This is a genomic window from Rhizobium cerradonense (assembly GCF_030182455.1).
GTDB lineage: Bacteria > Pseudomonadota > Alphaproteobacteria > Rhizobiales > Rhizobiaceae > Rhizobium.
Map to the genome: position 1 here is coordinate 459,111 of NZ_JAQJCK010000004.1, position 26,622 is coordinate 485,732.

20 protein-coding genes are annotated in these 26,622 nt (G+C 61.4%); 12 read left to right on the top strand and 8 right to left on the bottom strand.

Features of this window, described 5'->3' with window-relative positions; genetic code table 11:
- Window positions 1-73: 73 nt before the first annotated feature.
- From PH547_RS12870 to PH547_RS12895, 6 genes are all read left to right on the top strand, one after another.
- Complete coding sequence (locus PH547_RS12870; RefSeq protein WP_104824574.1) at window positions 74-553, top strand: formate dehydrogenase subunit gamma; 480 nt, start codon at window positions 74-76, stop codon at window positions 551-553.
- Window positions 550-2,106, top strand: coding sequence for a formate dehydrogenase beta subunit (locus tag PH547_RS12875; protein ID WP_104824573.1), 1,557 nt, complete (start codon window positions 550-552; stop codon window positions 2,104-2,106). Before PH547_RS12870 ends, PH547_RS12875 begins: the two co-directional genes overlap by 4 nt.
- A 6-nt stretch (window positions 2,107-2,112) precedes the next feature.
- Window positions 2,113-4,992 carry a formate dehydrogenase subunit alpha gene (gene fdhF / locus PH547_RS12880; RefSeq protein ID WP_104824572.1) on the top strand — a complete coding sequence of 960 codons (2,880 nt, stop codon included), beginning with the start codon at window positions 2,113-2,115 and terminating at the stop codon, window positions 4,990-4,992.
- A gap of 52 nt (window positions 4,993-5,044) precedes the next feature.
- Window positions 5,045-5,872 carry a formate dehydrogenase accessory sulfurtransferase FdhD gene (gene fdhD / locus PH547_RS12885; protein ID WP_285168380.1) on the top strand — a complete coding sequence of 276 codons (828 nt, stop codon included), beginning with the start codon at window positions 5,045-5,047 and terminating at the stop codon, window positions 5,870-5,872.
- Entirely contained in the window at window positions 5,862-6,119 is a 258-nt protein-coding gene (locus tag PH547_RS12890; RefSeq protein ID WP_104824570.1) for a formate dehydrogenase subunit delta, read from the top strand. Before fdhD ends, PH547_RS12890 begins: the two co-directional genes overlap by 11 nt.
- A 118-nt stretch (window positions 6,120-6,237) precedes the next feature.
- Window positions 6,238-7,896 carry an OFA family MFS transporter gene (locus tag PH547_RS12895; protein WP_104824569.1) on the top strand — a complete coding sequence of 553 codons (1,659 nt, stop codon included), beginning with the start codon at window positions 6,238-6,240 and terminating at the stop codon, window positions 7,894-7,896.
- An 85-nt stretch (window positions 7,897-7,981) separates the two neighbouring features.
- Here the strand turns inward: PH547_RS12895 and PH547_RS12900 are convergent, their stop codons facing one another.
- The 3 genes from PH547_RS12900 to rocF form a co-directional block, all read right to left on the bottom strand.
- The gene (locus tag PH547_RS12900; protein WP_104825238.1) at window positions 7,982-8,458 is read right to left on the bottom strand and encodes a chemotaxis protein CheW; all 477 of its coding nucleotides are present in this window, start codon (window positions 8,456-8,458) and stop codon (window positions 7,982-7,984) included.
- 134 nt (window positions 8,459-8,592) lie between these two features.
- A complete protein-coding gene (rocD, locus tag PH547_RS12905; protein WP_285168385.1) occupies window positions 8,593-9,795 on the bottom strand; it encodes an ornithine--oxo-acid transaminase in 1,203 nt (400 codons plus the stop codon).
- A gap of 19 nt (window positions 9,796-9,814) precedes the next feature.
- Window positions 9,815-10,750 carry an arginase gene (gene rocF / locus PH547_RS12910; RefSeq protein WP_104824567.1) on the bottom strand — a complete coding sequence of 312 codons (936 nt, stop codon included), beginning with the start codon at window positions 10,748-10,750 and terminating at the stop codon, window positions 9,815-9,817.
- 197 nt (window positions 10,751-10,947) lie between these two features.
- On the opposite strand from rocF, the gene PH547_RS12915 reads away from it, so the two are divergent.
- On the top strand, window positions 10,948-11,376 hold the full coding sequence (locus PH547_RS12915; RefSeq protein ID WP_028751246.1) for an Lrp/AsnC family transcriptional regulator: 429 nt from the start codon (window positions 10,948-10,950) through the stop codon (window positions 11,374-11,376).
- Window positions 11,377-11,598: 222 nt separating this feature from the next.
- Here PH547_RS12915 and PH547_RS12920 read toward each other — a convergent pair whose 3' ends face one another.
- The 3 genes from PH547_RS12920 to PH547_RS12930 all read right to left on the bottom strand — a co-directional run bounded on the left by PH547_RS12920 (window position 11,599) and on the right by PH547_RS12930 (window position 18,442).
- Window positions 11,599-15,789, bottom strand: coding sequence for a translocation/assembly module TamB domain-containing protein (locus tag PH547_RS12920; protein WP_285168387.1), 4,191 nt, complete (start codon window positions 15,787-15,789; stop codon window positions 11,599-11,601).
- A 63-nt stretch (window positions 15,790-15,852) separates the two neighbouring features.
- Window positions 15,853-17,778, bottom strand: coding sequence for an autotransporter assembly complex protein TamA (locus PH547_RS12925; protein ID WP_285168388.1), 1,926 nt, complete (start codon window positions 17,776-17,778; stop codon window positions 15,853-15,855).
- A 367-nt stretch (window positions 17,779-18,145) separates the two neighbouring features.
- Window positions 18,146-18,442: a YMGG-like glycine zipper-containing protein gene (locus tag PH547_RS12930; RefSeq protein WP_104824564.1), complete on the bottom strand. Its 297-nt coding sequence runs from the start codon at window positions 18,440-18,442 to the stop codon at window positions 18,146-18,148.
- A 300-nt stretch (window positions 18,443-18,742) separates the two neighbouring features.
- Between PH547_RS12930 and PH547_RS12935 the strand changes: the two genes are divergently transcribed.
- The 4 genes from PH547_RS12935 (at window position 18,743) to hemA (ending at window position 23,901) form a co-directional block, all read left to right on the top strand.
- A complete protein-coding gene (locus tag PH547_RS12935; protein WP_104824563.1) occupies window positions 18,743-19,231 on the top strand; it encodes a (2Fe-2S)-binding protein in 489 nt (162 codons plus the stop codon).
- An 83-nt stretch (window positions 19,232-19,314) separates the two neighbouring features.
- Window positions 19,315-21,660, top strand: a complete 2,346-nt coding sequence (locus PH547_RS12940; protein ID WP_104824562.1) for a xanthine dehydrogenase family protein molybdopterin-binding subunit — start codon at window positions 19,315-19,317, stop codon at window positions 21,658-21,660.
- Between the two features lie 20 nt (window positions 21,661-21,680).
- Complete coding sequence (locus PH547_RS12945) at window positions 21,681-22,475, top strand: FAD binding domain-containing protein (protein ID WP_285168389.1); 795 nt, start codon at window positions 21,681-21,683, stop codon at window positions 22,473-22,475.
- 214 nt (window positions 22,476-22,689) lie between these two features.
- Window positions 22,690-23,901, top strand: a complete 1,212-nt coding sequence (hemA, locus tag PH547_RS12950) for a 5-aminolevulinate synthase (protein ID WP_104825237.1) — start codon at window positions 22,690-22,692, stop codon at window positions 23,899-23,901.
- A gap of 81 nt (window positions 23,902-23,982) precedes the next feature.
- Here hemA and PH547_RS12955 read toward each other — a convergent pair whose 3' ends face one another.
- Together PH547_RS12955 and dxr are read right to left on the bottom strand one after the other, a co-directional pair.
- On the bottom strand, window positions 23,983-24,897 hold the full coding sequence (locus PH547_RS12955; RefSeq protein WP_285168390.1) for a pyridoxal-phosphate dependent enzyme: 915 nt from the start codon (window positions 24,895-24,897) through the stop codon (window positions 23,983-23,985).
- A gap of 38 nt (window positions 24,898-24,935) precedes the next feature.
- Window positions 24,936-26,129: a 1-deoxy-D-xylulose-5-phosphate reductoisomerase gene (gene dxr, locus PH547_RS12960; protein WP_285168391.1), complete on the bottom strand. Its 1,194-nt coding sequence runs from the start codon at window positions 26,127-26,129 to the stop codon at window positions 24,936-24,938.
- Between the two features lie 204 nt (window positions 26,130-26,333).
- Between dxr and PH547_RS12965 the strand changes: the two genes are divergently transcribed.
- Window positions 26,334-26,600: a BON domain-containing protein gene (locus tag PH547_RS12965; RefSeq protein ID WP_104824557.1), complete on the top strand. Its 267-nt coding sequence runs from the start codon at window positions 26,334-26,336 to the stop codon at window positions 26,598-26,600.
- Window positions 26,601-26,622 lie beyond the last annotated feature (22 nt).

Below are 26,622 nucleotides of genomic sequence, written 5' to 3' on the forward strand. Positions count from 1 at the left end.
TCTTCCTTGCGATTTTTGTTTGGTGAGCACGCGTCGACGCCTGTTTACGGAGGAAAGCCTGGGAGGGCTGCATATGAATTTGCATCTTGGTTCGGGCGAGATCGCGGCCCGCGCCGGCGTTATCATCGACAGCATGAAGTCGATGGAAGGTCCGCTCCTGCCGATCCTGCACGGGATCCAGGAGGAATTCGGTTATGTGCCGCAGGATACGCTTCCGTTGATCGCCAAGGCCCTGAACCTATCGCGCGCCGAAGTGCATGGCGTGATGACCTTCTACCATGATTATCGCGATCATCCCGCTGGCCGTCATGTCCTGAAGCTCTGTCGTGCCGAAGCCTGTCAGTCGATGGGCGGCGATGCGCTGGCCGAGCACGTCAAGCGGCTGCTTGGTATCGATTTTCACCAGACGACGCTGGATGGCAGCGTGACGCTGGAGCCGGTCTACTGTCTCGGCCTCTGCGCCTGCGCGCCGTCGGCGATGCTGGACGGCGAGCTGCACGGCCGCCTGGACGATGAGGCCGTCGAAGACCTCGTGAAGGAGGCGCGCCGATGACGGTGAAGATTTACATTCCCCGCGATGCTGCCGCTCTTTCCCTCGGTGCCGAAAAGGTGGCGAAGGCGGTCGCGCAGGAGATCGCCAGCCGGGGTCTTGATGCGCAGATTGTGCGCAACGGCTCGCGCGGCATGTTCTGGCTGGAGCCGCTGGTCGAGGTTGAAGTCGACGGCAAGCGTATCGGTTATGGGCCGGTGAAGGCCAAGGACGTGGCTGATATTTTCGATGCCGGGCTGATCACCGGCGGCGCTCATCCGCTCTGTCTTGGGGAGGTCGAAAACCTCCCATTCCTCAAGGAACAGACCCGTCTCACTTTCGCCCGTTGCGGCATCACAGATCCTCTTTCACTGGAAGACTATGAAGCCCATGGCGGTCTGAAGGGGGTGCGTCGCGCCGTCGACATGGCGGCAGGCGATATCGTCAAGGAGGTCACCGATTCCGGCCTGCGCGGTCGCGGTGGTGCAGGTTTCCCGACCGGTATCAAATGGAAGACGGTGCTCGACGCGCCGGGCGACCGCAAATACATCGTCTGCAATGCCGACGAGGGCGACAGCGGCACCTTCGCCGACCGTATGATCATGGAAGGCGATCCCTTCGTGCTGATCGAGGGCATGGCGATCGCCGGCCTAGCGACCGGCGCGACCAAGGGTTTCGTCTACACGCGCTCGGAATATCCGCATGCGATTGCCGTCATGACCGAGGCGGTCGAGATCGCCAGAGCTGCCGGCATTCTCGGTGCCTCGGTGCTTGGCTCCGGCAAGGCTTTCGATATGGAGATCCGCAGCGGCGCCGGCGCCTATGTTTGTGGCGAGGAAACGTCGCTGCTCAACAGCCTGGAAGGCAAGCGCGGCGTTGTGCGCGCCAAGCCCCCGCTGCCGGCGCATAAGGGCCTGTTCGACTGTCCGACCGTCATCAACAATGTCATTTCGCTCGCCTCCGTCCCGGTCATCATGGACAAGGGGGCTGCCTTCTACCGCGATTTCGGCATGGGCCGTTCGCGCGGCACGATTCCTCTCCAGATCGCCGGCAACGTCAAACATGCTGGCCTCTATGAGACGGCCTTCGGCCTATCGCTTGGCGATATCGTCGACAGGATCGGCGGCGGCACGAGGTCTGGCAGGCCGGTGAAGGCGGTGCAGGTCGGCGGGCCGCTGGGGGCTTATTTCCCTCGCAAGCTCTTCGATACGCCCTTCGACTATGAAGCCTTTGCGGCCAAGGACGGGCTGATCGGCCATGCCGGCATCGTCGTCTTCGACGATACGGCCGACATGTTGAAGCAGGCGCGTTTCGCCATGGAATTCTGCGCGGTGGAAAGCTGCGGCAAGTGCACGCCCTGCCGTATCGGCTCGATCCGCGGCGTCGAGACGGCAGACAAGATCGCACGCGGCATCGAGCCGGAACAGAACCGGGCGCTGCTTGCCGATCTCTGCAACACGATGAAATTCGGCTCGCTTTGCGCACTCGGCGGGTTCACGCCCTATCCGGTCATGAGCGCGATGACGCATTTTCCGGAGGATTTCTCTCCGGTTCCCCTGATTGAAGCGGCGGAGTAAGACCAGATGTCCCTTGTTTCCGAAATTGATTACGGTACTCCAGCCTCCCGCTCCGAAAGCATGGTGTCCTTGACCATCGACGGGCAGCAAATCACCGTGCCGGAAGGTACCTCGGTCATGCGCGCGTCGAGAGAAGCCGGGATCATGGTGCCGAAGCTGTGCGCCACCGACATGATCGATGCCTTCGGCTCCTGCCGCCTCTGTCTGGTCGAGATCGAGGGAAGGGCAGGCACGCCGGCTTCCTGCACGACGCCGGTGGCGCCGGGCATGGTGGTGCACACACAGACCGGACGATTGAAGGATATTCGCCGTGGCGTGATGGAGCTTTATATCTCCGACCATCCGCTCGACTGCCTGACCTGCGCCGCCAATGGCGATTGCGAATTGCAGGATATGGCGGGCGCTGTCGGTCTGCGCGACGTGCGCTATGGCTACGACGGCGACAATCACGTCAAGGCACGCAACAACGGCGACATCAATCAGAAATGGATGCCTAAGGACGAGTCCAATCCCTATTTCACCTATGATCCGTCGAAATGCATCGTCTGCTCCCGTTGCGTGAATGCCTGTGAGGAGGTGCAGGGCACCTTCGCGCTGACTATCGAGGGCCGCGGTTTTGGCTCGCGCGTCTCGGCGGGCATGCATGAGCATTTCATCGATTCGGAATGCGTTTCCTGCGGCGCCTGCGTGCAGGCTTGCCCGACCGCGACTCTGACCGAGAAATCGGTGATATCGATCGGCCAGCCGGAACACTCCGTCGTCACCACCTGCGCCTATTGCGGCGTCGGCTGCTCGTTCAAGGCGGAAATGCGCGGCGAGGAACTGGTGCGCATGGTGCCCTGGAAGGACGGCCAAGCCAATCGCGGCCATTCCTGCGTCAAGGGCCGCTTCGCCTACGGCTATTCGACTCACAAGGACCGCATCCTCAATCCGATGGTCCGCGAGAAGATCAGCGATCCCTGGCGGGAAGTCACCTGGGATGAGGCCTTTGCCCACATCGCCACGGAGTTCAAGCGCCTGCAATATCAATACGGCCGCGACTCCATCGGTGGCATCACCTCGTCGCGCTGCACCAATGAGGAGACCTACCTCGTGCAGAAGCTGGTGCGCGCCGGCTTCGGCAACAACAACGTCGATACTTGCGCCCGCGTCTGCCATTCGCCAACCGGCTACGGCCTCGGCCAGACCTTCGGCACTTCGGCCGGCACGCAGGATTTCGACAGCGTCGAACATTCCGATGTCGTCGTCGTCATCGGCGCCAATCCGACGGACGGCCATCCGGTCTTCGGTTCGCGGCTGAAGAAGCGGCTGCGCCAGGGCGCCAAGCTTATCGTCATCGATCCCCGCCGCATCGATCTGGTGCGCACGCCGCATGTCGAGGCGAGCTATCACCTGCCGCTGAAGCCGGGCACCAACGTCGCCATGCTGACGGCGCTCGCCCATGTCATCGTCACCGAAGGCTTGTTCGACGAGAAGTTCATCCGCGAACGCTGCGACTGGTCCGAATTCGAGGATTGGGCTGCCTTCGTCGCCGAGCCGCAGCATAGCCCGGAGGAGACGGAAAAGTTCACCGGCGTTCCCGCCGATCTCGTGCGTGGCGCGGCCCGCCTCTATGCCAAGGGCGGCAATGGCGCGATCTATTACGGCCTTGGCGTCACTGAGCACAGCCAGGGCTCGACGACCGTTATGGCGATCGCCAATCTCGCCATGGCGACGGGCAATATCGGCCGTCCGGGCGTCGGCGTGAACCCGTTGCGCGGCCAGAACAATGTGCAGGGCTCCTGCGACATGGGGTCCTTCCCGCATGAGCTGCCGGGCTATCGCCACATCTCCGACGATGCGACGCGTGACATCTTCGAAAAGCTCTGGGGCGTAAAGCTCAACAACGAGCCCGGTCTGCGCATCCCCAACATGCTCGATGCCGCCGTCGATGGCACCTTCAAAGGCATCTACATCCAAGGTGAGGATATTCTGCAGTCCGATCCGGACACCAAGCATGTCGCCGCCGGCCTTGCCGCCATGGAATGCGTCGTCGTTCACGACCTCTTCCTGAATGAGACGGCCAACTACGCCCACGTCTTCCTGCCGGGCTCGACCTTCCTCGAAAAGGACGGCACCTTCACCAATGCCGAGCGTCGCATCAATCGCGTGCGCAAAGTCATGACCCCACGCAACGGCTATGGGGATTGGGAAGTGACGCAGAAGATGGCGCAGGCCATGGGCCTTGCCTGGAACTATACGCATCCGTCCGAGATCATGGACGAGATCGCCGCGACGACGCCGAGCTTCGCGCTTGTCTCCTATGACTATCTGGAAAAGATGGGCTCGGTGCAGTGGCCATGCAACGAGAAGACGCCTCTTGGCTCGCCGATCATGCATGTCGATGGTTTCGTGCGCGGCAAGGGCAAGTTCATCCGCACGGAATATGTCGCGACCGACGAACGCACCGGCCCGCGCTTTCCGCTGCTGCTCACCACCGGGCGTATCCTCAGCCAGTACAATGTCGGCGCACAAACGCGGCGGACGGACAATGTTGTCTGGCATGCGGAGGACCGGTTGGAGATCCATCCGCACGATGCCGAACAGCGCGGCATCCGCGACGGCGATTGGGTCAAGCTCGCCAGCCGCTCGGGCGACACGACGCTGCGCGCGCTGATCACCGATCGCGTGGCCCCCGGCGTCGTCTACACGACCTTCCATCATCCGGACACGCAGGCGAATGTCATCACAACCGACTATTCCGACTGGGCGACCAATTGTCCGGAATACAAGGTGACGGCGGTGCAGGTCTCGCCCTCCAACGGCCCGTCGCAATGGCAGATCGACTATGACGAACAAGCGCGGCAATCGCGCCGGATTGCTGGGAAGCTGGAGGCAGCGGAGTGATATCCGATGGATTGACCCCTTCTCCCCGTCGGGGAGAAGGAAGGGTCGCCACATGACCCGTTTCACCCCCACCACGACCGTCCCCGAAACTGCCCGCCGCAATGGCCTGGTACGCTCGGGTACGCGCACCGTGCCGGAAGAAGTTCCGATTGCCTTTTCCTATGGCGGCACGTCGCATGCGGTGATGATGGGTACGCCTGCCGATATCGAGGATTTTGCGGTCGGCTTCAGCCTGACCGAGGGCATCATTACCAATGTCGATCAGATAGCCGCGATCGAGCCGATAGAGGACGAGCGGGGGATCGATATGCAGATCACTCTGGTCGATGACGCGGCCGATGCGCTGCGCGTCCGGCGGCGGCATATGGCCGGGCCGGTCGGCTGTGGGCTCTGTGGCATCGAATCGATCGAGCAGGCGGTGCGCGAGGTGCCGGATGTTTCGAAGGTCGCTCTGACAATCTCGTATGGGGATATCGTCAAAGCGGTCGCTCTTTTGAGCGACGCGCAGGTATTGAACCATGAGACCCGCGCCGTGCATGGGGCGGGCTTTTATATTTCGGCCGAGGGATTGATCGCCGTGCGTGAAGATGTCGGGCGCCATAATGCGTTGGACAAGCTCTGCGGCGCCGTCATCCGTTCCGGCCATAAGGGGCCTGAGGGCGTCGTTGCCGTCACCAGCCGCTTGTCGGTCGAGATGGTGCAGAAGGCTGCGATACTGGGCAGCTCCGTCCTCATTGCCATTTCCGCGCCGACCGCACTTGCCATCCGCACCGCCGAAGAAGCCGGCATGACGCTGGTAGCACTGGTGCGCGGCGACGATTTTGAGATTTTCACCCATCCGCAGCGCATTACCCCAGGGAGCATCGCCGATGTCGCCTGACGAAACACCCCACGGCAAAACGTCAGCCAAGCTCGTCTATATGGCGAACCAGATCGCCACTTTCTTCAAAACGCAGCCAGCCAACGAGGCGGCACAGGGCGTTGCGACGCATATCAATAAATTCTGGGATCCGCGGATGCGGCGGCAGTTTTTCGAAATAATTGATAATGGAAATAGTGGATTGGATCCCTTGGTGCTGGAGGCAGCCCCATTGATCCATAGGCCGGAGCCAGTCAAGCAAGACTGATCCGGTCAAATATTAGATATTCTGAATAAGAAGGGAGGATGGCGGAATCTGCTCGTTAATGCAATTTAAAGTAGAAAAATTGAGAATTTCCAGTCTCTGAATCAAGGAGGAGTTGTTCATGACGACTGCGGAAACAGATATTTCAAGAGAACAGATAACATCAGGTTTGCTCGATCGCGAGCGCATTATCGCCAAACCCGGTTTCAATCGATGGCTGGTGCCGCCGGCAGCTCTGGCGATCCATCTTTGCATTGGCATGGCTTATGGTTTCAGCGTCTTCTGGCTGCCATTGTCGAAAGCGCTCGGCATTTCGACGCCGCCGGCCGAATGCGCTGGCCTCAATCTTCTTTCCGCCCTCGTCACCACGAGCTGCGATTGGCGCGTCAGCGATCTCGGCTGGATCTATACCTTGTTTTTCGTATTGCTGGGCTCTTCCGCTGCCATTTGGGGCGGCTGGCTGGAGCGGGTCGGGCCGCGCAAGGCGGGCGTCGTCTCCGCTTGCTGCTGGTGCGGCGGCATTCTGGTTGCCGCGATCGGCGTCGTCTTCCATCAGCTTTGGCTGATGTGGATCGGCGCCGGCGTCATCGGCGGCGTCGGTCTCGGTCTCGGCTATATCTCGCCGGTATCGACGCTTATCAAATGGTTTCCCGATCGGCGCGGCATGGCGACGGGCATGGCTATCATGGGCTTCGGGGGAGGAGCGATGATCGGCGCGCCGCTCGCCAACCTGCTGATGACCAGCTTCCGCAGCGACGGTTCAGCCGGAGTCTGGCAGACATTCGTCGTCATGGCGGCGATCTACTTCGTCTTCATGATGGGCGGCGCCTTCGGCTACCGCCTGCCGCCGGCCGGCTGGCGCCCGGATGGATGGACGCCGCCCGCCGCCAAGAGCACGATGATCACGACCAAGCACGTGCATCTGCGCGACGCCCATAAGACCAAGCAGTTCTGGCTGATCTGGGCTGTGCTATGCCTCAACGTCTCGGCTGGCATCGGCGTCATCGGCATGGCTTCGCCGATGCTACAGGAAATCTTCGGTGGTGCGCTGATCGGTCTGCCGGATGTGACGTTCGCCGCTCTGAGCAAAGACCAGGTGGCCGCCGTCGCTGTGATCGCCGCGGGCTTTGCCGGTCTCCTGTCGCTCTTCAATATTGGCGGTCGCTTCTTCTGGGCATCCTTGTCCGATAGAATCGGGCGCAAGAACACCTATTATTGCTTCTTCGTTATCGGGATTGCGCTCTATGTCCTTGCACCGTGGGCAGCGGGCATTCACAGCAAGGTGCTGTTCGTAGGTGCCCTTTGCATCATCCTGTCGATGTATGGCGGCGGCTTCGCCACGGTTCCCGCCTATCTCGCTGATATCTTCGGCACGCAGTTCGTCGGTGCGATCCATGGCCGGTTGCTCACCGCCTGGGCGACGGCCGGCATCATCGGTCCGGTGGTGGTCAACTATATCCGCGAGGCGCAGAAGGCTGCCGGCGTCGAAGGCGCGCAGCTTTACAGCTTCACCATGTATATCCTCGCCGGCATGTTGGCGTTGGGTCTGATCGCCAACTCGCTGGTGAAGCCGCTTTCGGACAAATGGTTCATGTCGGATGGCGAGGTTGCTGCCTTGCAGGCGAGAACCGCCGCCGCGAACGCCGGCCCCACCGGTTCCTTCGGCATCGGCACAGGCGGCCTCGACGCCAGGGCGCTGATCGCCTGGGCGATCGTCGGCATCCCGTTGCTCTGGGGCGTCTGGGTGACGATCAAGAGCACATACGCGCTGTTTGGCTGAACCCCGGCACGGCGACTGCATGCAGAAGCCGTCCTGGAAAACCGGGGCGGCTCTATTCATAGAGAATGGTATGAAGAACGAGCGTTTAGGCGGCGAGTTCTTCCGTTTCGTTTTCCTTGAACATCTTGGCGAGGTTCAGGAAGCAGATCATGCCGCTTTCGGTGGCGATGATGCCTTCGCAGAAGGCGCGATCGAAGGAAGCCGTGACCTCAGGGACCGGCTGGACCTGGCTCGAGGAGATTGTCAGGATGTCGGAAACGCGGTCGACCAGCATACCGATGACCATGTTGTGGACTTCGGCGACGACGATGGCGCTGCGCTCGTTTGCGACCGTGCTCTTCATGCCGAGTTTGTAGGCGAGATCGATGATCGGAATGACCGAGCCGCGCAGGTTCATGACGCCGATGACATCGGCCGGCGCATGCGGGATCGGCGTCGACGGCGCCCAGCCGCGGATTTCGCGGATCGTGGTGGTCTTGACGCAGAACTCCTGATCATGAAGCCGGAAGGCAATGATCTCCAAGGTGTCGCCGCTGAAGCTGGTGGAATTGATCGTGGCCATGAACATTCTTCCCATTCAAGTATGGCGCCAAAACTGACGCGTTATCATGAGAATAACGCAAGAATGTTGCTCAAACCTAAACCTGCCGAAGAGATTTCGGCAGGATATACTTTAGGTACTTCTCAAGATCAGGCCTATTGGGCCAGCACCTTGTCGATCTGTTCCAGTGCCCAATCGACCTGATCGCGGGTGATGACCAGGGGCGGCGCGAGGCGGATCGTGTGGTCGTGCGTGTCCTTGGCGAGCAGGCCGATATCCTTGAGCTGGTAGCAATATTGTCGTGCCCCGCCGGCTTCCGGCACCAGCTCCACCGCCATCATAAGGCCGCGGCCGCGGACGTCCTTGACGATATTCGAACGGATCGAGCGCAGGCCTTCGAGGAAATAATCGCCCATGACGGCGGCGTTCTCGATCATGCCTTCTTCAGTCAGGACGCGCAGCGCGGCGCGAGCGACGGCGCAGGCCAGCGGATTGCCGCCGAAGGTGGAGCCATGCTGGCCGGGCTTCAAGACGCCAAGCACTTCAGAATTGGAAAGCACAGCGGAGACGGGATAGAAGCCGCCCGACAGAGCCTTGCCGATCAGCGTTACGTCGGCCTCGATGCCCTCATGCTCCTCGGCGAGCAGCTTACCCGTGCGGCCGAGGCCAGTCTGGATCTCATCGAGGATGAGGGTGACGTTGTTGACGGTGCAGAGTTCGCGCACGCGGGTGAAGTAGCCGGGCGCGGGAATGATGACACCGGCCTCGCCCTGGATCGGCTCGATCAGCGCTGCGACGGTGTTTTTGTTGATCGCGGCAGCAAAGGCCTCAGCATCGCCGAAAGGAACAGTGCGGAAGCCCGGCGTATAGGGGCCGAAGCCGGTGCGGGCATCCGGATCGGTCGAGAAGCTGATGATGCTGAGCGTCCGGCCGTGGAAATTGTTGGAGCAGACGATAATCTCGGCCTGGTTTTCCGGAACGCCCTTCACCTCATAGCCCCATTTGCGCACCGCCTTGATCGCGGTTTCGACGGCTTCGGCGCCGGAGTTCATCGGCAGGATCTTGTGCGAGCCGGTCAGCGCCGCCAGCTCCTCGTAGAGATAGGCGAGCTGGTCGTTGCGGAAGGCGCGGGAGGTGAGCGTCAGCTTGCCGGATTGCTCGATCATCGCCTCGCGGATTTTCGGATGGCAATGCCCCTGGTTGACCGCGGAATATGCTGACAGGCAATCGAGGTAGCGCTTGCCGTCGGTGTCCCAGACATAGACGCCTTCGCCGCGGGTCAGCACGACATCGAGCGGCTTGTAATTATGGGCGCCGAGGCGCTGTTCAGTGGCGATAAGATCGGTTGATGCGCTCATGGTAAGTTCCCCCCGAGAATTATGCTGCCCGTGTCGGGCGATCGAAAATGCGTCGTCCGAAGAGGCTCGCCGCCATCTCCACCAGGACGCGGGCGCTCTTGCCGCGGTCGTCGAGGAAGGGATTGAGCTCGACCAGATCCAGCGACGAGACGAGGCCGCTGTCGGACAGCATTTCCATGATGAGATGGGCTTCGCGGAAAGTCGCGCCGCCCGGCACGGTCGTCCCGACACCCGGCGCGATATCCGGATCGAGGAAATCGACATCGAAGCTGACATGCAGCAGGCCATTGGCGGCGCTGATGGTGTCGAGCACCTGGCGCATGATGGCTGCCACGCCCTGCTCGTCCAACGAGCGCATATCGAAGACGTTGACGCCATGCTCGCGGATTTCCTGGCGCTCGTGCGGGTCGACGGAGCGTATGCCGACCTGGAATACCTTCTTCGGATCGACCAGCGGGCGGGAGGCCGGCAGGATATCGGCAATCTCCGCTTCGCCGCAGAAGAAGGCGACTGGCATGCCGTGAATATTGCCCGATGGAGATGTGGCCGGCGAATTGAAGTCTGAATGCGCGTCGAGCCAGAGCACGAACAGCGGCCGGCCAACCTCAGCCGCATGGCGCGCCATGCCGGAGACGCTGCCCATGGAAAGGCTGTGATCGCCGCCGAGGATCAGCGGGAAGCCGCCCGATGAGGCAACTTCGTAAACCTTGGCTTCCAGAGCGCGGGTGAAGGCGCCAACGGTCTTCAGATTATGCGCTTTCGGATGGTCCGGCAGGTCGGCGGCGGGGGCCGGATGCAGGTCGCCGCTGTCGGTGACGCGATGGTCGAGTTCGGTCAGCATCGTCTCGATGCCGGCGATGCGCAGGGCCGTCGGGCCCATGCCGGCGCCGCGGCGGCCGGAGCCTTCCTCGAGCGGAACGCCGATCAGCGTGATGGATGTGGGTTCTACGTTCATCGGCGGTCCTCCGTTCAGCGCATAAGCCCGAAAAGTGCAGAGTGGCTTTCGGGAAGGCCTATGCGTTATCCAAGATACAGGTTGGCTGTCGGTGTCGATTATCAGCGACGGAGATGACAGCAAAAAGATGGAAAATTGTCAAAAATCGAGTAGTCTTCGACAGATTGATAAATGCCATTTAGCAGAATGATAAGTCCATGGATGATCTCGATCGTGACCTCCTGAGTGCGTTGCGCCACAACGCCCGCACCTCCGTCTCGTCGCTTGCGGCAGCGACCGGCGCCTCACGCGCCACGGTGACGGCGCGCATCGAACGGCTGGTCGACAATGGCACCATCACCGCCTTTACCATCAGAACCGGCCACGAGGCCCGCTCCGCCGGGGTGCGCGCCATCGTCATGATCGAGGTGCTCGGCAAATTGGCGGATAAGGTCGCCGATCAGCTTCGCGGCCTGCCGCAGGTGAGGGCGCTGCACAGCACCAACGGAAAATGGGATTTCATCGCCGAGCTGGAGGATCGCGATCTCGCTTCCTTCGACGAAACGCTGCGCAGGATTCGCTTGATCAACGGTATCAACACGACGGAGTCCAATATCCTGCTGAAGACGAGCAAGATGGGATTTTAAACATTCTTTCCAAGGAGGCACCACCCGCCCTCGCCCTTTGAGGCTCCAGCCCCCTTCGACAAGCCCAGGAGGCTTGCGGGTGAGGACTGATCTCTTGCGCGCCCCAAAACTCTCTCAACCTCACCCTGGGGTACTTTGACGTTTAAGCGTCAGCGAAAGCGGCAAGGCCTCGAAGGGCGAGGTGGCCGCGGATTGGCTTGAGCAGAAAGTCGTGTGATCTCCTTAATACTCATGCTCATAAACGATCCCGGCTTCGCCTGCGCCATCCGAGCCGGCTGCGCCCCGTAGCTTAACGCCGCGGCCTACGTCGAGATTGATGATCGCCTTGGTGTTGTTGGAGGCGCCCTGCTGCAGCTCGATATAGGTGCGCTTGTTCAGATATTTACCGGCGCCAACCTGGGCCTGGCCCTTTGAGTCCGTCGTGATGTCGAGATCGTCGACACCGAGATGGCTACGCAGCCCCTCGAACAAGGAGGTGGAACGGCCGCCGGCGAGCTGGCTCGCGGCATCGGCGAGCTGGGCGATCTGCAGGGCTGAAAGCTTGGACATCGATTGACCGAAGATCAGTTGCGCCAGCACCTCGTCCTGCGGTAGGGCAGGCGACGAGGAAAAGCTGATCTTCGGGTCGGTAGCCAAACCCGTGACGTCGACGGTGATGGTTGTGGAATTCACGGTCGATGTGGCTTCCATGTCGAGGGCAGGCGTCAGGTCGCCACCGAAGGTGATCTTGCTGCTGTTGGTGAAATCCAGACGGCGGCTGAGGATAGTCAGGCGTCCGCGCCGCATGGTGAAGCCGCCGGAGACGATCGGATTGGCGGCCGTGCCGCGAACTGTGATATTGCCGCCGAGTTCCGCGTCGATGCCGCGGCCGCGGACGAAAATCTGCGCGGGCGCGTCAAGCTGCAGGTCGATACCGAGGGTGGTGGATTTATCGCGCGGGCCCTGAGGCTTCTGGTCCCTGAACTGGGCGCTGACGGCGGCGGGTGCGTTCTTGTGTTTGATATTGATCTCGGAGAGCGAGGCCGGCAGCTTTTCCGGCACGGTGATCGATGCCTTGTTGAGCCGCAGACTTCCGGTGAGCGCTGGTGCGGTCAGCAAAGGCCCCTTGATGTTGAGGGTGCCGTTGATGGTTGCGGTCACCAGCGTGCCGTCGACATAGGTGGCATCGTTGAATTTCAACTGGATGTCGGCGGGAAAGCCGCTGTCCGGAACAATGCCGACCGTGCCGCTTGCCGATACGCTGCCGCCGCTGGCGAGATTGCCGTTGAGCCGCGAGATCACCGCCTGCCTGCCGTCGAGCGTGACGGTGACGGCGAGGCCGTTGAGGGTGAGATTGCGACGGACATCGACGAGTTTGGAGCCGTCGGTGGTGATCGTGCCTGTGACGGCAGGTGCGGCGGTCGTGCCGGCGATCCGTATGTCGATCTTCGCCGTGCCAGTCATGCTGAGGCCCTGCGCGGCAAGCTGCCCGGCCACCGCGTCGAAGGGCAGGGTGCCGGAGAAACTCATCCCCAGGGCCTTGCTGCCGGCAATGGCGACGGTGCCGCCGCCGTTGAGCGCCAGGCCATTCTGGCCGGTAAGGTTCGTGTCGATGGTGACGGTGTTGTTGGCGAACTGGCCGTTCGCCTTGATGCCGAGCGGGCCGAGCCCGGCCGATTTCGTCTGGCTGGTCGCCGCACCGGACCAATTGGTCTGAAAGGCGACGACGGGTGCGGCCGGCTTGCCGGTCACCGTCACCTTGCCGGAGATCGCACCTTCGGCGGCAAGCGTCGGGGCGAAGACATTGGCGAGGCTGGCGGGCAGGTTGGCGATCTCAGCGGTGATATTCAGCGCTTGTCCAGCCGTGCCGTTGACCGTCACCGAACCGCCGCCGGTCTGGATGGTGAGGCCGCTCAGCGATGCCGTGCCGTCTTTGACGACGATCTTGGTCGGCGATGCCAGCTTGACCGGAATGGTGCGCGGCGCGCCGGCGAAATTATCGAGGCTGACGACCGTCTGGCCACCGCCGGTTTCGACATTGCCATTGGCTGTCAGCGGCGCGTTGTCGTAGTTCGATTTGAGATCGAAAACCGTGCGGTTGCCCTGCTGCGTGAAGGTCAGCCCGAGATTGGCAATGCGGTCGGCGCCGGAGGCGATGGCGTCGGCGCGGATGCTGCCATTGGCGGAAAAAGCCTTGAGGTCGTCGACGGTCAGCGCGATGGCCGGTTTGTCGATCGAGAGATCGTCGCGGCGAATGCCGCTGCCGCTGGCATTGACTTTCAGGCCGATCTTGCCATTGGCGTTGGAGAGATCGATCGAACCCTTGAGATCGCCGTCGGCCTTCTGCCCCGCGAGGGCTGCAAGCAGGCTGAGGTCAGGCAGATCGAAGTTCAACGCGCCCGACGGTTCGAAACTTGGCGAAAGATCCAGCTTGCCCTGCAGCTTGTTGGCGCCGACTTCGACGGCGAGCTTCGGAATGCTGGTGCGGCCGTTCTGCGAGGTCGCATCGGCGGTAATGCTGATCGGTTTGCCCTCGATTGCGCCGCTTGCCTGTACGCTCGCCTGTGGCGCATTCGGATCGGCGGTTCCGGTCAGCGCCACATCGAGCGTGTCCAGCAGGCGACCGGCCAGCTTGACGTTGACCGCTTTCAGCGTCGCATCGATGCCGAGCGCGGCCAGCGGGCCCTTGGCTTTCAGGCCGATATCCGCCTGTCCTTCGGCATTGGGGACGAGCTTGGAGAGATCGAGCAGTTTGCCGGTGATATCCGATGTCAGCGCCTGGCCATCGAGCGCGGCACTGCCGCTGATTTCGGCAACATTCGATTTCAGGGCCAGGTTGGACAGGTTCATTTTCGTCGGCACGGTGCCGGCGACCTGACCCTCCAGCGAGATCGTCCCCTCGAACTTGTCGGACACACCGTCTGGCAGTACGGCGGGCAGCGCAAAGATCTTGAAGTTGCCGGTGAGCGACTTCGATGACAGCGTGTATTTGCCGTTGATGGTGCCGCCGATGCTGGCGCTTTCCAGCGTCGTATTGTTGAAGCCGATCATGTCGGGCGAGAGTTGCAAGGGCGCCGTCAGCGCGACCGGCGCGCGGATAAGGCGGTTGAGGTCGGGGCTGATGAAGGCCGTCTGGCCGATCACGAGGCGAAGCTGCAGCGGGCCGGAGCCGTTGGTCAGGTTGAAGGCGTCGCTCTTGGCGCTAAGATTCACCTGACCGATCTGGCCCTGCGGCGTGCTGACCCTTTCGAGCGAGGCCTTGGCATCGATCTTCGCGGACGGCGCAGCGCCCGTCAGCGCGACATCGACACGCGAAATCATCGCCCGCACTTCGCCGTCTTCCATCGGCCAGCGGAAATCCACAGGCCCCGATGTGCCGAGCAGGTTGGCGTTGAGGCTGTTATTGCCTGAGGGATCGAGCGTGCCGGAAGCGGCGATGACGACGCTGCCGGTGGCGAGATTGCCGGTCTGGATATCGATCTTGCCCTTGCCGTCGAAGGTCGCCGCAAGGTCGATCGTCGTCTGGCCGGCAAAGAGGGGCCGGAAGGTCGGCGGCAGCAATGAATCGACGTCGCCGCCGCCCTTTACGTCGATACGGTGCAGCCCTTCGGCGGAAAGGGCATGATGGCCATTGATCGATACCGTCGGCTTGCCGTCGAGTGCTGCCTGCAGCTTGCCGGTCCAGTTCGATAACGGGCCTTCGCCGGAAAGATTGATATTGATCGCCGGGCCGCCCGGCAGATGCAGCATCCCGGCCAGCATTCCGTCACGCGGTTCGGCGATTTCGGCCTTCAGGTTCAGGCGGTTTTCAGCCGGTGCAAAAGCGATATCGGCGGAGAGCTTGGCGTCCGGAACGTCCTGGCGATTGGCATCGAGGATGAGGTCGACGCTGCTGCTGTTCGCCTTGACGCTGCCGTTGGCGGCAAGCGCGAAATCCTGACCGGCAACGGCCTGCCCGATGCGGAGATTCGGCAATGCGATGGCGCCGATATCGACGGCGATGGGCAGCGAGAAGCCTTTGCCTTCACTCGTCGTTGCTTGCGATTCCGCCGCCGGTTTTGCCGTTGACACCGGCAGGCGTTGAAAATCGACGGCGTCGGCGGCAACGCGGTCGGCATGGAAAGTGCCCGTCAGCAGGGAGACCGGCGACCAATCGATGGCGAGATTCTGCACCTTCGCGAAGGTGCCCTTGGTGTCGGCAACCGCAATCGAGCCGACGCGGAGGTTGCCGGTTAGAAGACCCGACGGCGCGGCAATCGTGATGGTCTGGTCCGGTGTCGAGACGAGCTTCGCCACCTGATTGACGGCATAGTCGGTCGCGGCGGGTACAAAGCCGACAATGAGCACGGCGGCGATCGCAAGCACGAGAATTGCCACGAACGCATAGGCGATGAGGCGCACCAATCTCCCGACAATTCGAATCAACATGCTCATGAGAGCGACAGTAACCTCAATTTTTGTAACCGCGTGCTGAACCGTCTGCGATCGTACGGCGTGTCAGAAGGCTTGACCGATGCCGGCATAGATGCCGTATGCCGTACCATTCTCATATTTCTTGAGCGGGACGGCGACGTCGAGCCTGATGGGACCGAAGGGTGTAGCGTAGCGCACACCGACGCCCGCGCCAATGCGAAGATCGGAAAAGTCAGGAAAAGTGCTGTCGGTGACGCTGCCCATATCGACGAAAGGCACGATGCCGATCGTATCGGTGATCTTGATACGGGCTTCAAGAGAGGCGGTGGCATAGGAGCGGCCGCCGAGCGCATCGCCATTGGAATTATAAGGCGTGATTTCCTGGTAGGCGTAGCCGCGTACCGAGCCGCCGCCGCCGGCATAGAAACGCCGGGTCGCCGGAATGTCCTCTATACTGTTGGAGCCGATCAGCGAGCCGAGAGAAAGCTTCCCGGCGAAGACGACATTATCGTTGGCGCCGACGCCCTGATAGCCGGAAATCGAGCCTTCGAAGGAGCTAAACACTCCGCCGCCTATTGCTTCATAGCTCGGCTTGGCGCTGATAGAGGCGCGGTAGCCCGCAGTCGGGTCCAGCTTGTTGTCGCGCGTGTCCCTGACATATTCGAGCGGGATCGCCAGCGTCAGATAGTTTTGATCACCGTAGGCATCGGTGCTGTCCTGCTCATAGCTAATTTCGCCGCCGCCGGAGACGGTATCCTGATCGGAGAGCTCGTAGGCAAGGCTCCCGCTCGCGGTGATGGTATCGGCATCATAGGCATCCGGATGCAGGCTTTGCATTTTCAGGCCGGCGGTAAAGGTTGCCGAGGGATACCAGGTCGCTGGCCGGACATAGGTAATGCCGGCGCTATAGTCGAGCTGTCCGACATCAGTGGTTTCGCCGATACGGGAGACCGATCCTTCGATGCGCAGCGAATCCGCCCGGCCGGTCAGGTTGCGATGGCCCCAATAGCCCTGCACGCCGAAACCGTCGATGGTGGAATATTGCGCGCCGACACCGAAATAGCGCTGCTTGCCTTCAGCCACTTCGATGGTCATGGGAATGCTGCCGTCCGGGGCAAGCTTGTCGGCCTCGCGGATGGTGACGCTCGAAAAGACCCCGAGCTTACGCAGGCGGTCGGAAGCTTTCTTCAGCTCATCCGGCGAATAGGGCTTGCCCTCGTTGATGCGGGCATAGCGCTTGATGAAATCCGGGTCGACCGATTTCTGGCCGCTGACGCCGACATTGCCGATCGGCGCCATGGGCCCGCTTTCGACGCTGAGCGCCACGTCGACCCTGTTGGTCTCGTGATCGGCGACGACATCGCGCTTGATCAGCTTGGCGAGCGGATGGCCTTGGTTCTTGAAGTCGACGACGATCTTGTCGCCGGCTTTCAGGATCGTCAGCGAGCCGGCGTCGCCGCCCGGCACAAGCCCATAGCCGGCAGGGTCCAGGCCGCGGGCATCGCCGAGCAGCTTGATCTTGCCTAGCGTGAAGACCGGGCCCGGATCGACGCTGATGGTGACTGCGACGGGCTTCGAACGGCCAAAGGTGGGATTCGGCGACAGCGCATCGATATCGGTGCCGTTGACTGTGATGGTGACCACGCCGCCATAGCGCGCTTTTTCATAGAGGGTGGCGATCAGCCGGTCGCGATCATCGCGCGCCTTGATGACGACGCCGAGGTCGCCGGAGACGGGCTTTTTCTTGTCCGAAACCAGCATGGAGCTGTCGGTCAAGGCCTCCTTGAGATCCTTGTCGAGATTGTCCGTCTTGAAATCGACGGTGTAATGAACGGGATCGGAAACCTGGTCTGTCGTATCGTCTTCGCCCCAGAGCGTCATGCCGAACAGTTTGAAAGCAAACGCGTTTCCGGCATGGAGTGGGCCGAGCGCAATCGTTGCCGCAACCGCCATTACGGTGCCTGCTCGCCGATACGCAATACTCTTCCTCGGACCAGTTCTTTTATGCATACGCCGCTTTACGGTTATATAAGAACTTTCTCAGTTTGGCGTTTCCCCCGGGTTAACGCGCGGGCCACCATAGAGGCAAAACCGTCCCGCGTGTACCTTTTTAGACTCAAAAACCTGCAAAAGACCGCGGCGGAAACGAAAAATCCCGGATTTTCGTCCGGGACTTAGGGCTATTTCAGCGTTCTTTAGCGAGCAAATGGCGGTCGTCGCTCCCATGGTCATTGCTTCGATCCAGCGTTGAAATTGGCGTCATTTCCCTTGGGGCGACACCAGTTTTGCACCTCTTACAGATGAAAAGACGAGGAGCCGGAATCAAAAAGTCCCGGACCTCAGGCCCGGGACTTCGGTATCTCAAATCCGTATTGGATCAGTAGCCGCCGCCATCATAGTAGCTGCGACGATAGCCGCCACGCGGGCAATCGTCGATGTAACGGCGGCCATAGCGGTCACGGTAGTAGCACTGGCCCGGCTGTTCGGCGACGCTGCCGATCACTGCACCCGAAACACCGCCAATCGCGGCGCCGACGGCTGCACCACGGACATTGCCGGTAACGGCGCCGCCGATGATGGCGCCAGATGCCGCGCCGATGCCGGCGCCTTGTTCAGTCGGGGTGCAGCTTGCGATAGACAAGCCGACCAATGCGAGCATAAGAGCTTTCTTCATATATTCTCTCCAACGTTAGTTAAGCCGGTACCCCGGCCAACGCCGTCCCAATTTTTTCAGCTCCACCACGATGGGCTGTCCTTGCAGTCCCTGCAGCTACGAAGAAATATCGTGCAAAATATGTTTGTCCATTGGGCAGTTGCGGTTTTTTTGGTGCTAAACTCGATAGATCAACATTTGGCAAAGAAAAGGAACTAGACGGAGAGAAAAATCCACCGTCTTTCTAAAGTAGAGGTTGATTGCACTACAAAAAAGTCAAATGATGACTGTTGCCTCTGGAGGAGAGGCGAGGAGGAAAATATGTCAAAAGTGACTTTGACGGTGAACGGCCGGACGGTCGGCGGCGAGTGCGAGGATCGCATGCTGCTCGTCCATTTCATCAGAGAAAAGCTTGGCCTGACAGGAACGCATGTCGGCTGCGACACCACACAATGCGGCGCCTGCGTCATTCACATGGATGGCAAATCGATCAAGAGCTGCTCGATCCTGGCCGTGCAGGCATCCGGCTCCGATATTACAACCATCGAGGGTCTGGCTGCCAATGGCGAACTGCATCCCGTTCAAGCCGCCTTCAAGGAGCATCACGGCCTGCAATGTGGCTTCTGCACCCCCGGCATGGTGATGACAGCCGTCGACATGATCAATCGCCATGGCGGCGCGCTGGACGAAAAGACTGTGCGGGCCGAACTTGACGGCAATATCTGTCGCTGCACCGGCTACCACAATATCGTCAAGGCGGTCCTTGCCGCCAATGCTGAGATGCATGCCGCCAAACAGGCGGCCGAATAAAATTTCACCGAGATTGTCTGGCGAACGCCAACGACCGTTATCTTGGCGGATTGCCGACCCCGGAACCCCAATGGGAGGATGTCATGGGCGTTGAAGGCATTGGCGCGCGCGTCGCGCGCAAGGAAGACAAACGATTTCTGACGGGTAAGGGGCGCTATACCGACGATATGGTGGCGCCGGGCATGAAATATGCCTATTTCGTCCGCAGCCCGCATGCGCATGCGAAGATCACCGGCATCGATGCCTCGGCCGCATTGGCCATGCCGGGCGTGATTGGCGTGCTGGATGGTAAGCAATTGCTGGCCGATGGCATCGGCAACCTCATCTGCGGCTGGATGATTCATTCCAAGGACGGCTCGCCGATGAAGATGGGCGCCTGGCGGCCGCTGGCTGTCGAGACGGTGCGCTATGTTGGCGATGCCGTGGCGATCGTCGTTGCCGATTCGCTTGGCGAGGCTCGCGATGCCGCCGAAGCCGTCGTCGTGGATTATGAAGAGCTTCCTGCCGTGATCGAGGCGGTCGAGGCGCTGAAGCCCGGCGCGCCGCAGCTCCATCCGGAAGCGGTCGATAATTTGATCTTCGACTGGGAGCTCGGCGATGCCGCGGCGACCGACAAGGCAATCGCCGAGGCGGCCCATGTCACGGAACTTGAAATCCACAACAACCGGCTCTCGCCGAATGCCATGGAGCCGCGCGCGACCCTCGGCATCTATGATGCCGGCGACGATCATTATACGTGCTACACCACCAGCCAGAACCCGCATGTGGCCCGGCTGGTCATGAGCGCTTTCTACAATGTCGCCCCGGAAAACAAGCTGCGCGTCATTGCGCCTGATGTCGGCGGCGGTTTCGGCTCCAAGATCTACATTTACCCCGAGGAGATCGTCTGTCTCTGGGCGTCGAAGAAGACCGGCGTGCCGGTCAAATGGACGGCAGACCGTACCGAGGCATTCCTAACCGATGCTCATGGCCGCGACCATGTCTCGAAGGTGAAGATGGCTTTCGACGCGCAAAACCGCGTTGTCGGACTGAAGGTCGACACGATCGCCAATCTCGGCGCTTATATGTCGCTCTTCTCTTCGGCGGTGCCGACCTATCTCTACGCGACGCTGCTTTCGGGCCAATATGAAATCCCGGCGATCCACGCCAATGTCCGCACTGTCTATACCAATACGGTGCCGGTCGATGCTTATCGCGGTGCCGGGCGTCCGGAGGCAACCTATCTGCTGGAACGTACCATGGAAACGGCGGCGCGCGAGCTCGGCGTTTCACCGGCGGAACTCAGGCGAACCAACTTCATCCGCTCCTTCCCCCATCAGACGCCGGTGATCATGAATTATGACGCTGGTGACTATGAGGCCTCTCTCAACGCCGCCATGCAGCAGGCCGATTGGGACGGTTTCCCGGCCCGCAGGGCGGCCGCGGAGGCGCGCGGACTGAAGCGCGGTATCGGCATGAGCTGCTATATCGAGGCCTGCGGTATCGCGCCATCACAGGCGGTGGGGTCGCTCGGCGCCGGCGTCGGCCTGTGGGAATCGGCCGAGGTTCGGGTCAATGCGGTCGGCACCGTCGAGGTGCTCACCGGTTCGCATAGCCATGGCCAGGGTCATGAGACGACCTTCGCTCAGCTCGTCGCAGACCGTTTCGGCGTGCCGATCGATAGCGTGTCGATTGTTCATGGTGACACCGACAAGGTGCAGATGGGCATGGGCACCTATGGCTCACGTTCCGGCGCGGTCGGCATGTCCGCCGTGGTGAAGGCGCTCGACAAGGTGGAGGCCAAGGCGAAGAAGATCGCCGCGCATCTGATGGAAGCCGACGAGAGCGATATCGTCATCGAAAACGGCGAAGTCAAAGTCGCCGGTACCGACAAGTCGCTGCCCTGGTTCCAGGTGGCGCTGGCCGCCTATACGGCGCATAACCTGCCCGCCGGCATGGAGCCGGGCTTGAAGGAAACCGCCTTCTACGATCCGGCCAACTTCACCTTCCCGGCCGGCTGCTACATCTGCGAAGTCGAGGTCGATCCGGAAACCGGCAAGACCGACATTATCCAGTTCGTCGCCGCTGACGACTTCGGCAATATCATCAATCCGATGATCGTCGAGGGACAGGTGCATGGCGGCATCGCCCAGGGGGTCGGGCAGGCGATGCTGGAAGGCGTGCATTACGATGCCAGCGGCCAGTTGCTGACGGCGAGCTTCATGGACTACGCCATGCCGCGCGCCGACGACTTGCCGTCCTTCAACCTGTCGCACCAAAACACTCCTTGCCCGAACAATCCGCTGGGGATCAAAGGCTGCGGCGAGGCGGGCGCCATCGGCTCTCCGCCGGCGCTGATCAACGCCATTACCGATGCGATCGGCAATAATGCCCTGACAATGCCCGCCACGCCGCTCAAGGTGTGGGAAGCGGCGCAGGCCGTGGCCTGAGACAAGGGGAGGAGAAAACCATGTACGCAACCAACTATCACCGCGCCTCCTCGGTCGACGAAGCCGTCAAGCTTCTGTCCGATACGTCGGAGGGAAAATATGTCTCCGGCGGCATGACACTGATTGCCACCATGAAGCAGCGTCTGGCCTCGCCGAGCGATCTCGTCGATCTCAGGCATATTCCGGCGCTGAAGGGCATCCGCGTCGACGGCCGCAGGGTAACGATCGGGGCTGCGACGACGCATGCGGAGGTCGCCTCCTCGGCGGCGATCCGCGCCGTCTGTCCGGCGCTCTGCGATCTTGCCGGCATGATTGGCGATCCGCATGTCCGCCATATGGGCACGATCGGCGGCTCGGTCGCCAACAACGACCCGGCGGCGGATTATCCTTCGGCCATACTGGGCTTGGGCGCCACCATCGTTACTGACAGGCGTCAGATCGCGGCCGACGATTTCTTCACCGGCCTGTTCGAGACGGCGCTGGAGGAGGGCGAGCTGATCACCGCCATAACCTTCGAGGCACCGGAAAAGGCCGGCTACGCCAAGTTTCCCAATCCAGCTTCGCGTTACGCCATGACCGGCGTGTTCGTTGCCAAGGGAACGGGTGGTGTGCGGGTCGCAGTCACCGGCGCGGGTGCCGATGGGGTCTTCCGTCATGACGGGATGGAGCAGGCGCTTGCGGCGAACTGGTCGCCGGATGCGCTCGCCAACGTGGCGATCGATTCGTCGGCGCTGCTCTCCGATCTGCATGCCACGGCGGAATATCGTGCCAATTTGATCAAGGTCATGGCCAAGCGCGCCGCGGCGGCGGCATAAAGCCTCGTGAAAACTGCCGGAAGGGCGGCTTAGCTGCCTTTCCGGCTTCGAAGTTCCAGAAAGGTTCGATTGTCAATTCTCGGTGATTGACAATTGTTGTCTGGAATTGTTCAAAATTAAGGGCCATTTGCCGCAGCGAGTGCGAAAGCGATGCGGAGGGGTTGACGTGCAGACCGGCAATCATGAAAACGGTCGCATGGTTCTGGAGCAGATGATGGATTTCGAAGCATTTTTCAAAGGTGAACTGGACGGTCTACACAAGGAAGGCCGCTATCGCGTGTTCGCCGATCTGGAGCGTCAGCGCGGCAGCTTTCCGCGCGCGACCTGGCATACGCCCGAAGGCTCCAAGGACGTAACCGTCTGGTGCTCGAACGACTATCTCGGCATGGGCCAGCATCCCAAGGTGATCGAAGCCATGAAAGAGGCCATCGATCACTGTGGCGCGGGTGCGGGAGGCACCCGGAATATTTCTGGCACCAACCACTACCATGTTCTCCTGGAGCAGGAACTCGCCGATCTGCACGGCAAGGAAGCGGCGCTGATCTTCACCTCCGGCTATATTTCCAACTGGGCGACGCTCGGCACGCTCGGCGCGAAGATTCCTGGCCTGATCATCTTCTCCGACGCGCTGAACCACGCTTCGATGATCGAAGGTATCCGCTACGCCAAGTGCGACAAGGTCATCTGGAAGCATAATGACCTGCATGATCTCGAAGCCAAGCTGAAGGCTGCCGATCCGAAGGCGCCGAAGCTCATTGCTTTCGAGAGCGTCTATTCGATGGATGGCGATATCGCTCCGATCAAGGAGATCTGCGATCTCGCCGACAAATACGGCGCCATGACCTATCTCGACGAAGTGCATGCTGTCGGCATGTACGGCCCACGCGGCGGCGGCATTGCCGAACGCGAAGGCCTGATGGACCGGCTGACGGTGATCGAGGGCACGCTCGGCAAGGCCTTCGGCGTCATGGGCGGCTATATCGCCGCCTCGACCGCACTTTGCGATTTCATCCGGTCCTTCGCGTCCGGCTTCATCTTTACGACATCATTGCCGCCGGCATTGGCGGCAGGCGCAGTCGCCTCGATCCGACACCTGAAGGTCAGCCAGTTCGAACGCGCCCGCCATCAGGATCGGGTTCGCCGGTTGCGCGCGCAGCTCGATGCCTCAGGCATTCCGCATATGCCGAATCCGAGCCATGTCGTGCCGGTTTTGGTTGGCGATGCCGCCAAGTGCAAGTGGATCTCGGATCTGCTGCTTGATATGGGCGTCTACGTCCAGCCGATCAACTATCCGACCGTGCCGAAGAAGACCGAACGGCTGCGCATCACGCCGACGCCGCTGCATTCCGACGCCGATATCGACCATCTCGTCGGCGCGCTGCATGCACTCTGGTCGCGCTGTGCGCTGGCAAGAGCTGTCGCGTAAGTCACCGCTTACATTCTCATCCCTTCGTCAGGGCGCGGAAATGTCGTTTCCGCGCCCTGATTTTTTGAGTTCCGGCATCGATCAGGATGCTTGCCAGGCTTGCAACTGCGTGAGAGTCGCGGTCGCTCCGCCGCAGGCGATCATCAGCACGCGCTCGAAGCGTGCCAACTGATCGGCATGGGCGTAGGCGACGGCCAATGCGGCGCCGCAAGCCGGCTCCACAAGAACGCGGTGATCGTCGAGGAAGCGCATGCAGGCGTCGACGGCAGCCCGGTCATCGACAACAACGCAATCGACCGGCCTATTCCGCGTAATCTCAAAGGCGCGTTCGGCGACTTTTCGTGCACCCAATGATGTCGCAATGCTGGTGATAGCGGGCAATTCCACCGGTTTGCCGGCTTTCACGGCGGCTGCGAGCGAGGCGGCGCCTTCCGTTTCGGCGGCGATGATCGGAACATGCTGAAGACCGTTACGATCAAGTCCTTCCGAAATGCCGGCCAGCAGCCCGCCGCCGCCGACCGAAAGAACGACGGCGTCGAACGGCACGCCGGCCCTGACGACCTCGTCGATCAACGTTGCGTGGCCTGTCCAGACGAGCGGATCATCGAAGGGGTGGATGAACGCCGTTCCCGCGTCGACCGCCTGCAGCGCGTGTTCGTTTGCCTCCTGCCAGGATGCCCCGTGCACGAAAACCTCGGCGCCCTCCTGGCGGATCAACGATCTTGCCCGTTCGGTCGTTGTTTCGGGAACGAAGACCGATACGGGGATCGAAAGGCGACGGCCGGCATAGGCGACCGCAATGCCGGCATTGCCGCCGGAGGAGGATACGAAGCGGCGCTTTCCGTTTCTGGCATGATGTTCGCAGGCCGCCCCTATGCCGCGGATCTTGAAGGAGCCGGGCGGCTGGAGCGCATCCATTTTCAGCCAGATGGAGCATCCGGAAACCTGGCTGAGCGGTCGGGATTCGAGGAGCGGAGTTTCGAGGTGAAGTGCCATGGAGTGATCTCTCCGCAAAAGCGCTGTTGGCGAGGATGTTAGGCTGCCTTGTCGCGCTGGGCAATAAGCGCGCTGGCGCGGCCGCGTGCCTCATCATCGGCGGCAAAGACTGCATCCATCGTTTCGGCGCTGCCAATCCCGATCATTTGGTCCATGACCGCTTCGGCAATATCGGCCATCTCGAGGAAGCCGATGTGTTCATCCACGAAGGCTTGGAAGGCAATCTCTTCGGCGGCATTCATGACGGCGCCCTGCAGCCCGCCGCGTTGCAGCGCGGTGCGGGCAAGGCGCAGTGCGGGGAAACGAACCTCGTCCGGCGCTTCGAAATCCAGCCGGGCCAATTTCGCAAAATCCAGCCGATCGACATTGAGTTTTGTTCGGGACGGATAGGTCAGCGCATAGCCGATCGCCGTGCGCATGTCCGGACAGCCGAGCTGCGCCAGCACCGAGCCGTCGGTATAGCCGACCATCGAATGGACGATGGATTGCGGGTGGACGATAACCTCGATCTGATCCGGGCAGACATTGAACAGATGTTTGGCCTCGATCATCTCCAACGCCTTGTTGAACATCGAAGCGCTGCCGATGGAAATCTTCAGGCCCATGGACCAGTTCGGATGCGCGCGCGCGGTCGCTGCCGTGACATTGGCCATCTCGTCGCGCGACCATGTGCGGAAGGGGCCGCCCGAGGCGGTCAGGATGATGCGCTCGACCGCATGCTGCTGGTCGTCCTCGAGCGCCTGGAAAATCGCGCTGTGTTCGCTGTCCACCGGAATCAGCCGTCCGCCGCCTTCGCTGACGGCACGGACGAAGAGTTCGCCTGCGGAGACCAGGCATTCCTTGTTGGCAAGCGCGATATCGGCGCCGCGGTGCGCGGCCGCAAGCGTCGGCGCAAGGCCGGCGGTGCCGACAATCGCCGCCATCACCCAGTCGGATGGAATGGAGGCGGCCTCGATGAGAGCGTTTCTGCCGGCGGCCACGGCAATGCCGGTGCCGGCAAGCGCATCCTTCAGAGCCTGATACCGGTCTTCATTGGCCGTGACGGCGAGAGCGGCGCCACAGGCTTTCGCCTGGCTCGCCAGGAGATCGATATTGTCGTGCCCGGTGATTGCGGCGATATCGAACGCCTCGCGCCCGCCCAATTGGGCGATGACGTCGAGCGTGTTTTGTCCGATCGAGCCGGTCGAACCCAATATCGTCAGGCGGCGCGGCGCCTTGCTCCCGATGGTCATTCCACGTGTCCGAATATTGCTGTGATCGCCCATGGCTCTACAGGGGATCGTGGGAGGCGGCAAGTCCGCAGCTATATTGGCGAGTCGCTCTCAGGTCCCTTCCTGCTGGAATGTCCGGGTTCAGCGGCAATTTTCGGGCTGCTAATGAACCAATACGCAGATACCGCGTTTCCCATCCGGCAGAGGCGCAGGAGAAGGGCAAAAATGGTTTTTAAAGCAGCTACGTTTCACGGCGTAAGGCCTGAAATAGAAAGCGAAAACGCCAAACGCTCGGCACTGGAATCCACCGTCGCCGATGCGCTCGCCGTCGCCGGCGGCCTCGACGCCTCCGACGTCACGGTGACCGCCGTCGGCCAGGAAATCCGTTTGGACGGAACAGCGGCAACACCGCAGGAAATCGAGCGGGCGACTGTGGTGGCCGAGGCCGTTCCGGGGGTGAGGCTGGTAAGGAACAGGATTTTGGTGGGGTGAGGGTCAGGGCGCCCACCTTCCG

What these genes read in the sequence shown, in the direction of transcription:
- PH547_RS12870 (WP_104824574.1), top strand. Translation starts at nt 74, where the DNA reads ATGAATTTGCATCTTGGTTCGGGCGAGATCGCGGCCCGCGCCGGCGTT.
- PH547_RS12875 (WP_104824573.1), top strand. Translation starts at nt 550, where the DNA reads ATGACGGTGAAGATTTACATTCCCCGCGATGCTGCCGCTCTTTCCCTC.
- fdhF (WP_104824572.1), top strand. Translation starts at nt 2,113, where the DNA reads ATGTCCCTTGTTTCCGAAATTGATTACGGTACTCCAGCCTCCCGCTCC.
- fdhD (WP_285168380.1), top strand. Translation starts at nt 5,045, where the DNA reads ATGACCCGTTTCACCCCCACCACGACCGTCCCCGAAACTGCCCGCCGC.
- PH547_RS12890 (WP_104824570.1), top strand. Translation starts at nt 5,862, where the DNA reads ATGTCGCCTGACGAAACACCCCACGGCAAAACGTCAGCCAAGCTCGTC.
- PH547_RS12895 (WP_104824569.1), top strand. Translation starts at nt 6,238, where the DNA reads ATGACGACTGCGGAAACAGATATTTCAAGAGAACAGATAACATCAGGT.
- PH547_RS12900 (WP_104825238.1), bottom strand. Translation starts at nt 8,458, where the DNA reads ATGGCCACGATCAATTCCACCAGCTTCAGCGGCGACACCTTGGAGATC.
- rocD (WP_285168385.1), bottom strand. Translation starts at nt 9,795, where the DNA reads ATGAGCGCATCAACCGATCTTATCGCCACTGAACAGCGCCTCGGCGCC.
- rocF (WP_104824567.1), bottom strand. Translation starts at nt 10,750, where the DNA reads ATGAACGTAGAACCCACATCCATCACGCTGATCGGCGTTCCGCTCGAG.
- PH547_RS12915 (WP_028751246.1), top strand. Translation starts at nt 10,948, where the DNA reads ATGGATGATCTCGATCGTGACCTCCTGAGTGCGTTGCGCCACAACGCC.
- PH547_RS12920 (WP_285168387.1), bottom strand. Translation starts at nt 15,789, where the DNA reads ATGAGCATGTTGATTCGAATTGTCGGGAGATTGGTGCGCCTCATCGCC.
- PH547_RS12925 (WP_285168388.1), bottom strand. Translation starts at nt 17,778, where the DNA reads ATGCATAAAAGAACTGGTCCGAGGAAGAGTATTGCGTATCGGCGAGCA.
- PH547_RS12930 (WP_104824564.1), bottom strand. Translation starts at nt 18,442, where the DNA reads ATGAAGAAAGCTCTTATGCTCGCATTGGTCGGCTTGTCTATCGCAAGC.
- PH547_RS12935 (WP_104824563.1), top strand. Translation starts at nt 18,743, where the DNA reads ATGTCAAAAGTGACTTTGACGGTGAACGGCCGGACGGTCGGCGGCGAG.
- PH547_RS12940 (WP_104824562.1), top strand. Translation starts at nt 19,315, where the DNA reads ATGGGCGTTGAAGGCATTGGCGCGCGCGTCGCGCGCAAGGAAGACAAA.
- PH547_RS12945 (WP_285168389.1), top strand. Translation starts at nt 21,681, where the DNA reads ATGTACGCAACCAACTATCACCGCGCCTCCTCGGTCGACGAAGCCGTC.
- hemA (WP_104825237.1), top strand. Translation starts at nt 22,690, where the DNA reads ATGGATTTCGAAGCATTTTTCAAAGGTGAACTGGACGGTCTACACAAG.
- PH547_RS12955 (WP_285168390.1), bottom strand. Translation starts at nt 24,897, where the DNA reads ATGGCACTTCACCTCGAAACTCCGCTCCTCGAATCCCGACCGCTCAGC.
- dxr (WP_285168391.1), bottom strand. Translation starts at nt 26,129, where the DNA reads ATGACCATCGGGAGCAAGGCGCCGCGCCGCCTGACGATATTGGGTTCG.
- PH547_RS12965 (WP_104824557.1), top strand. Translation starts at nt 26,334, where the DNA reads ATGGTTTTTAAAGCAGCTACGTTTCACGGCGTAAGGCCTGAAATAGAA.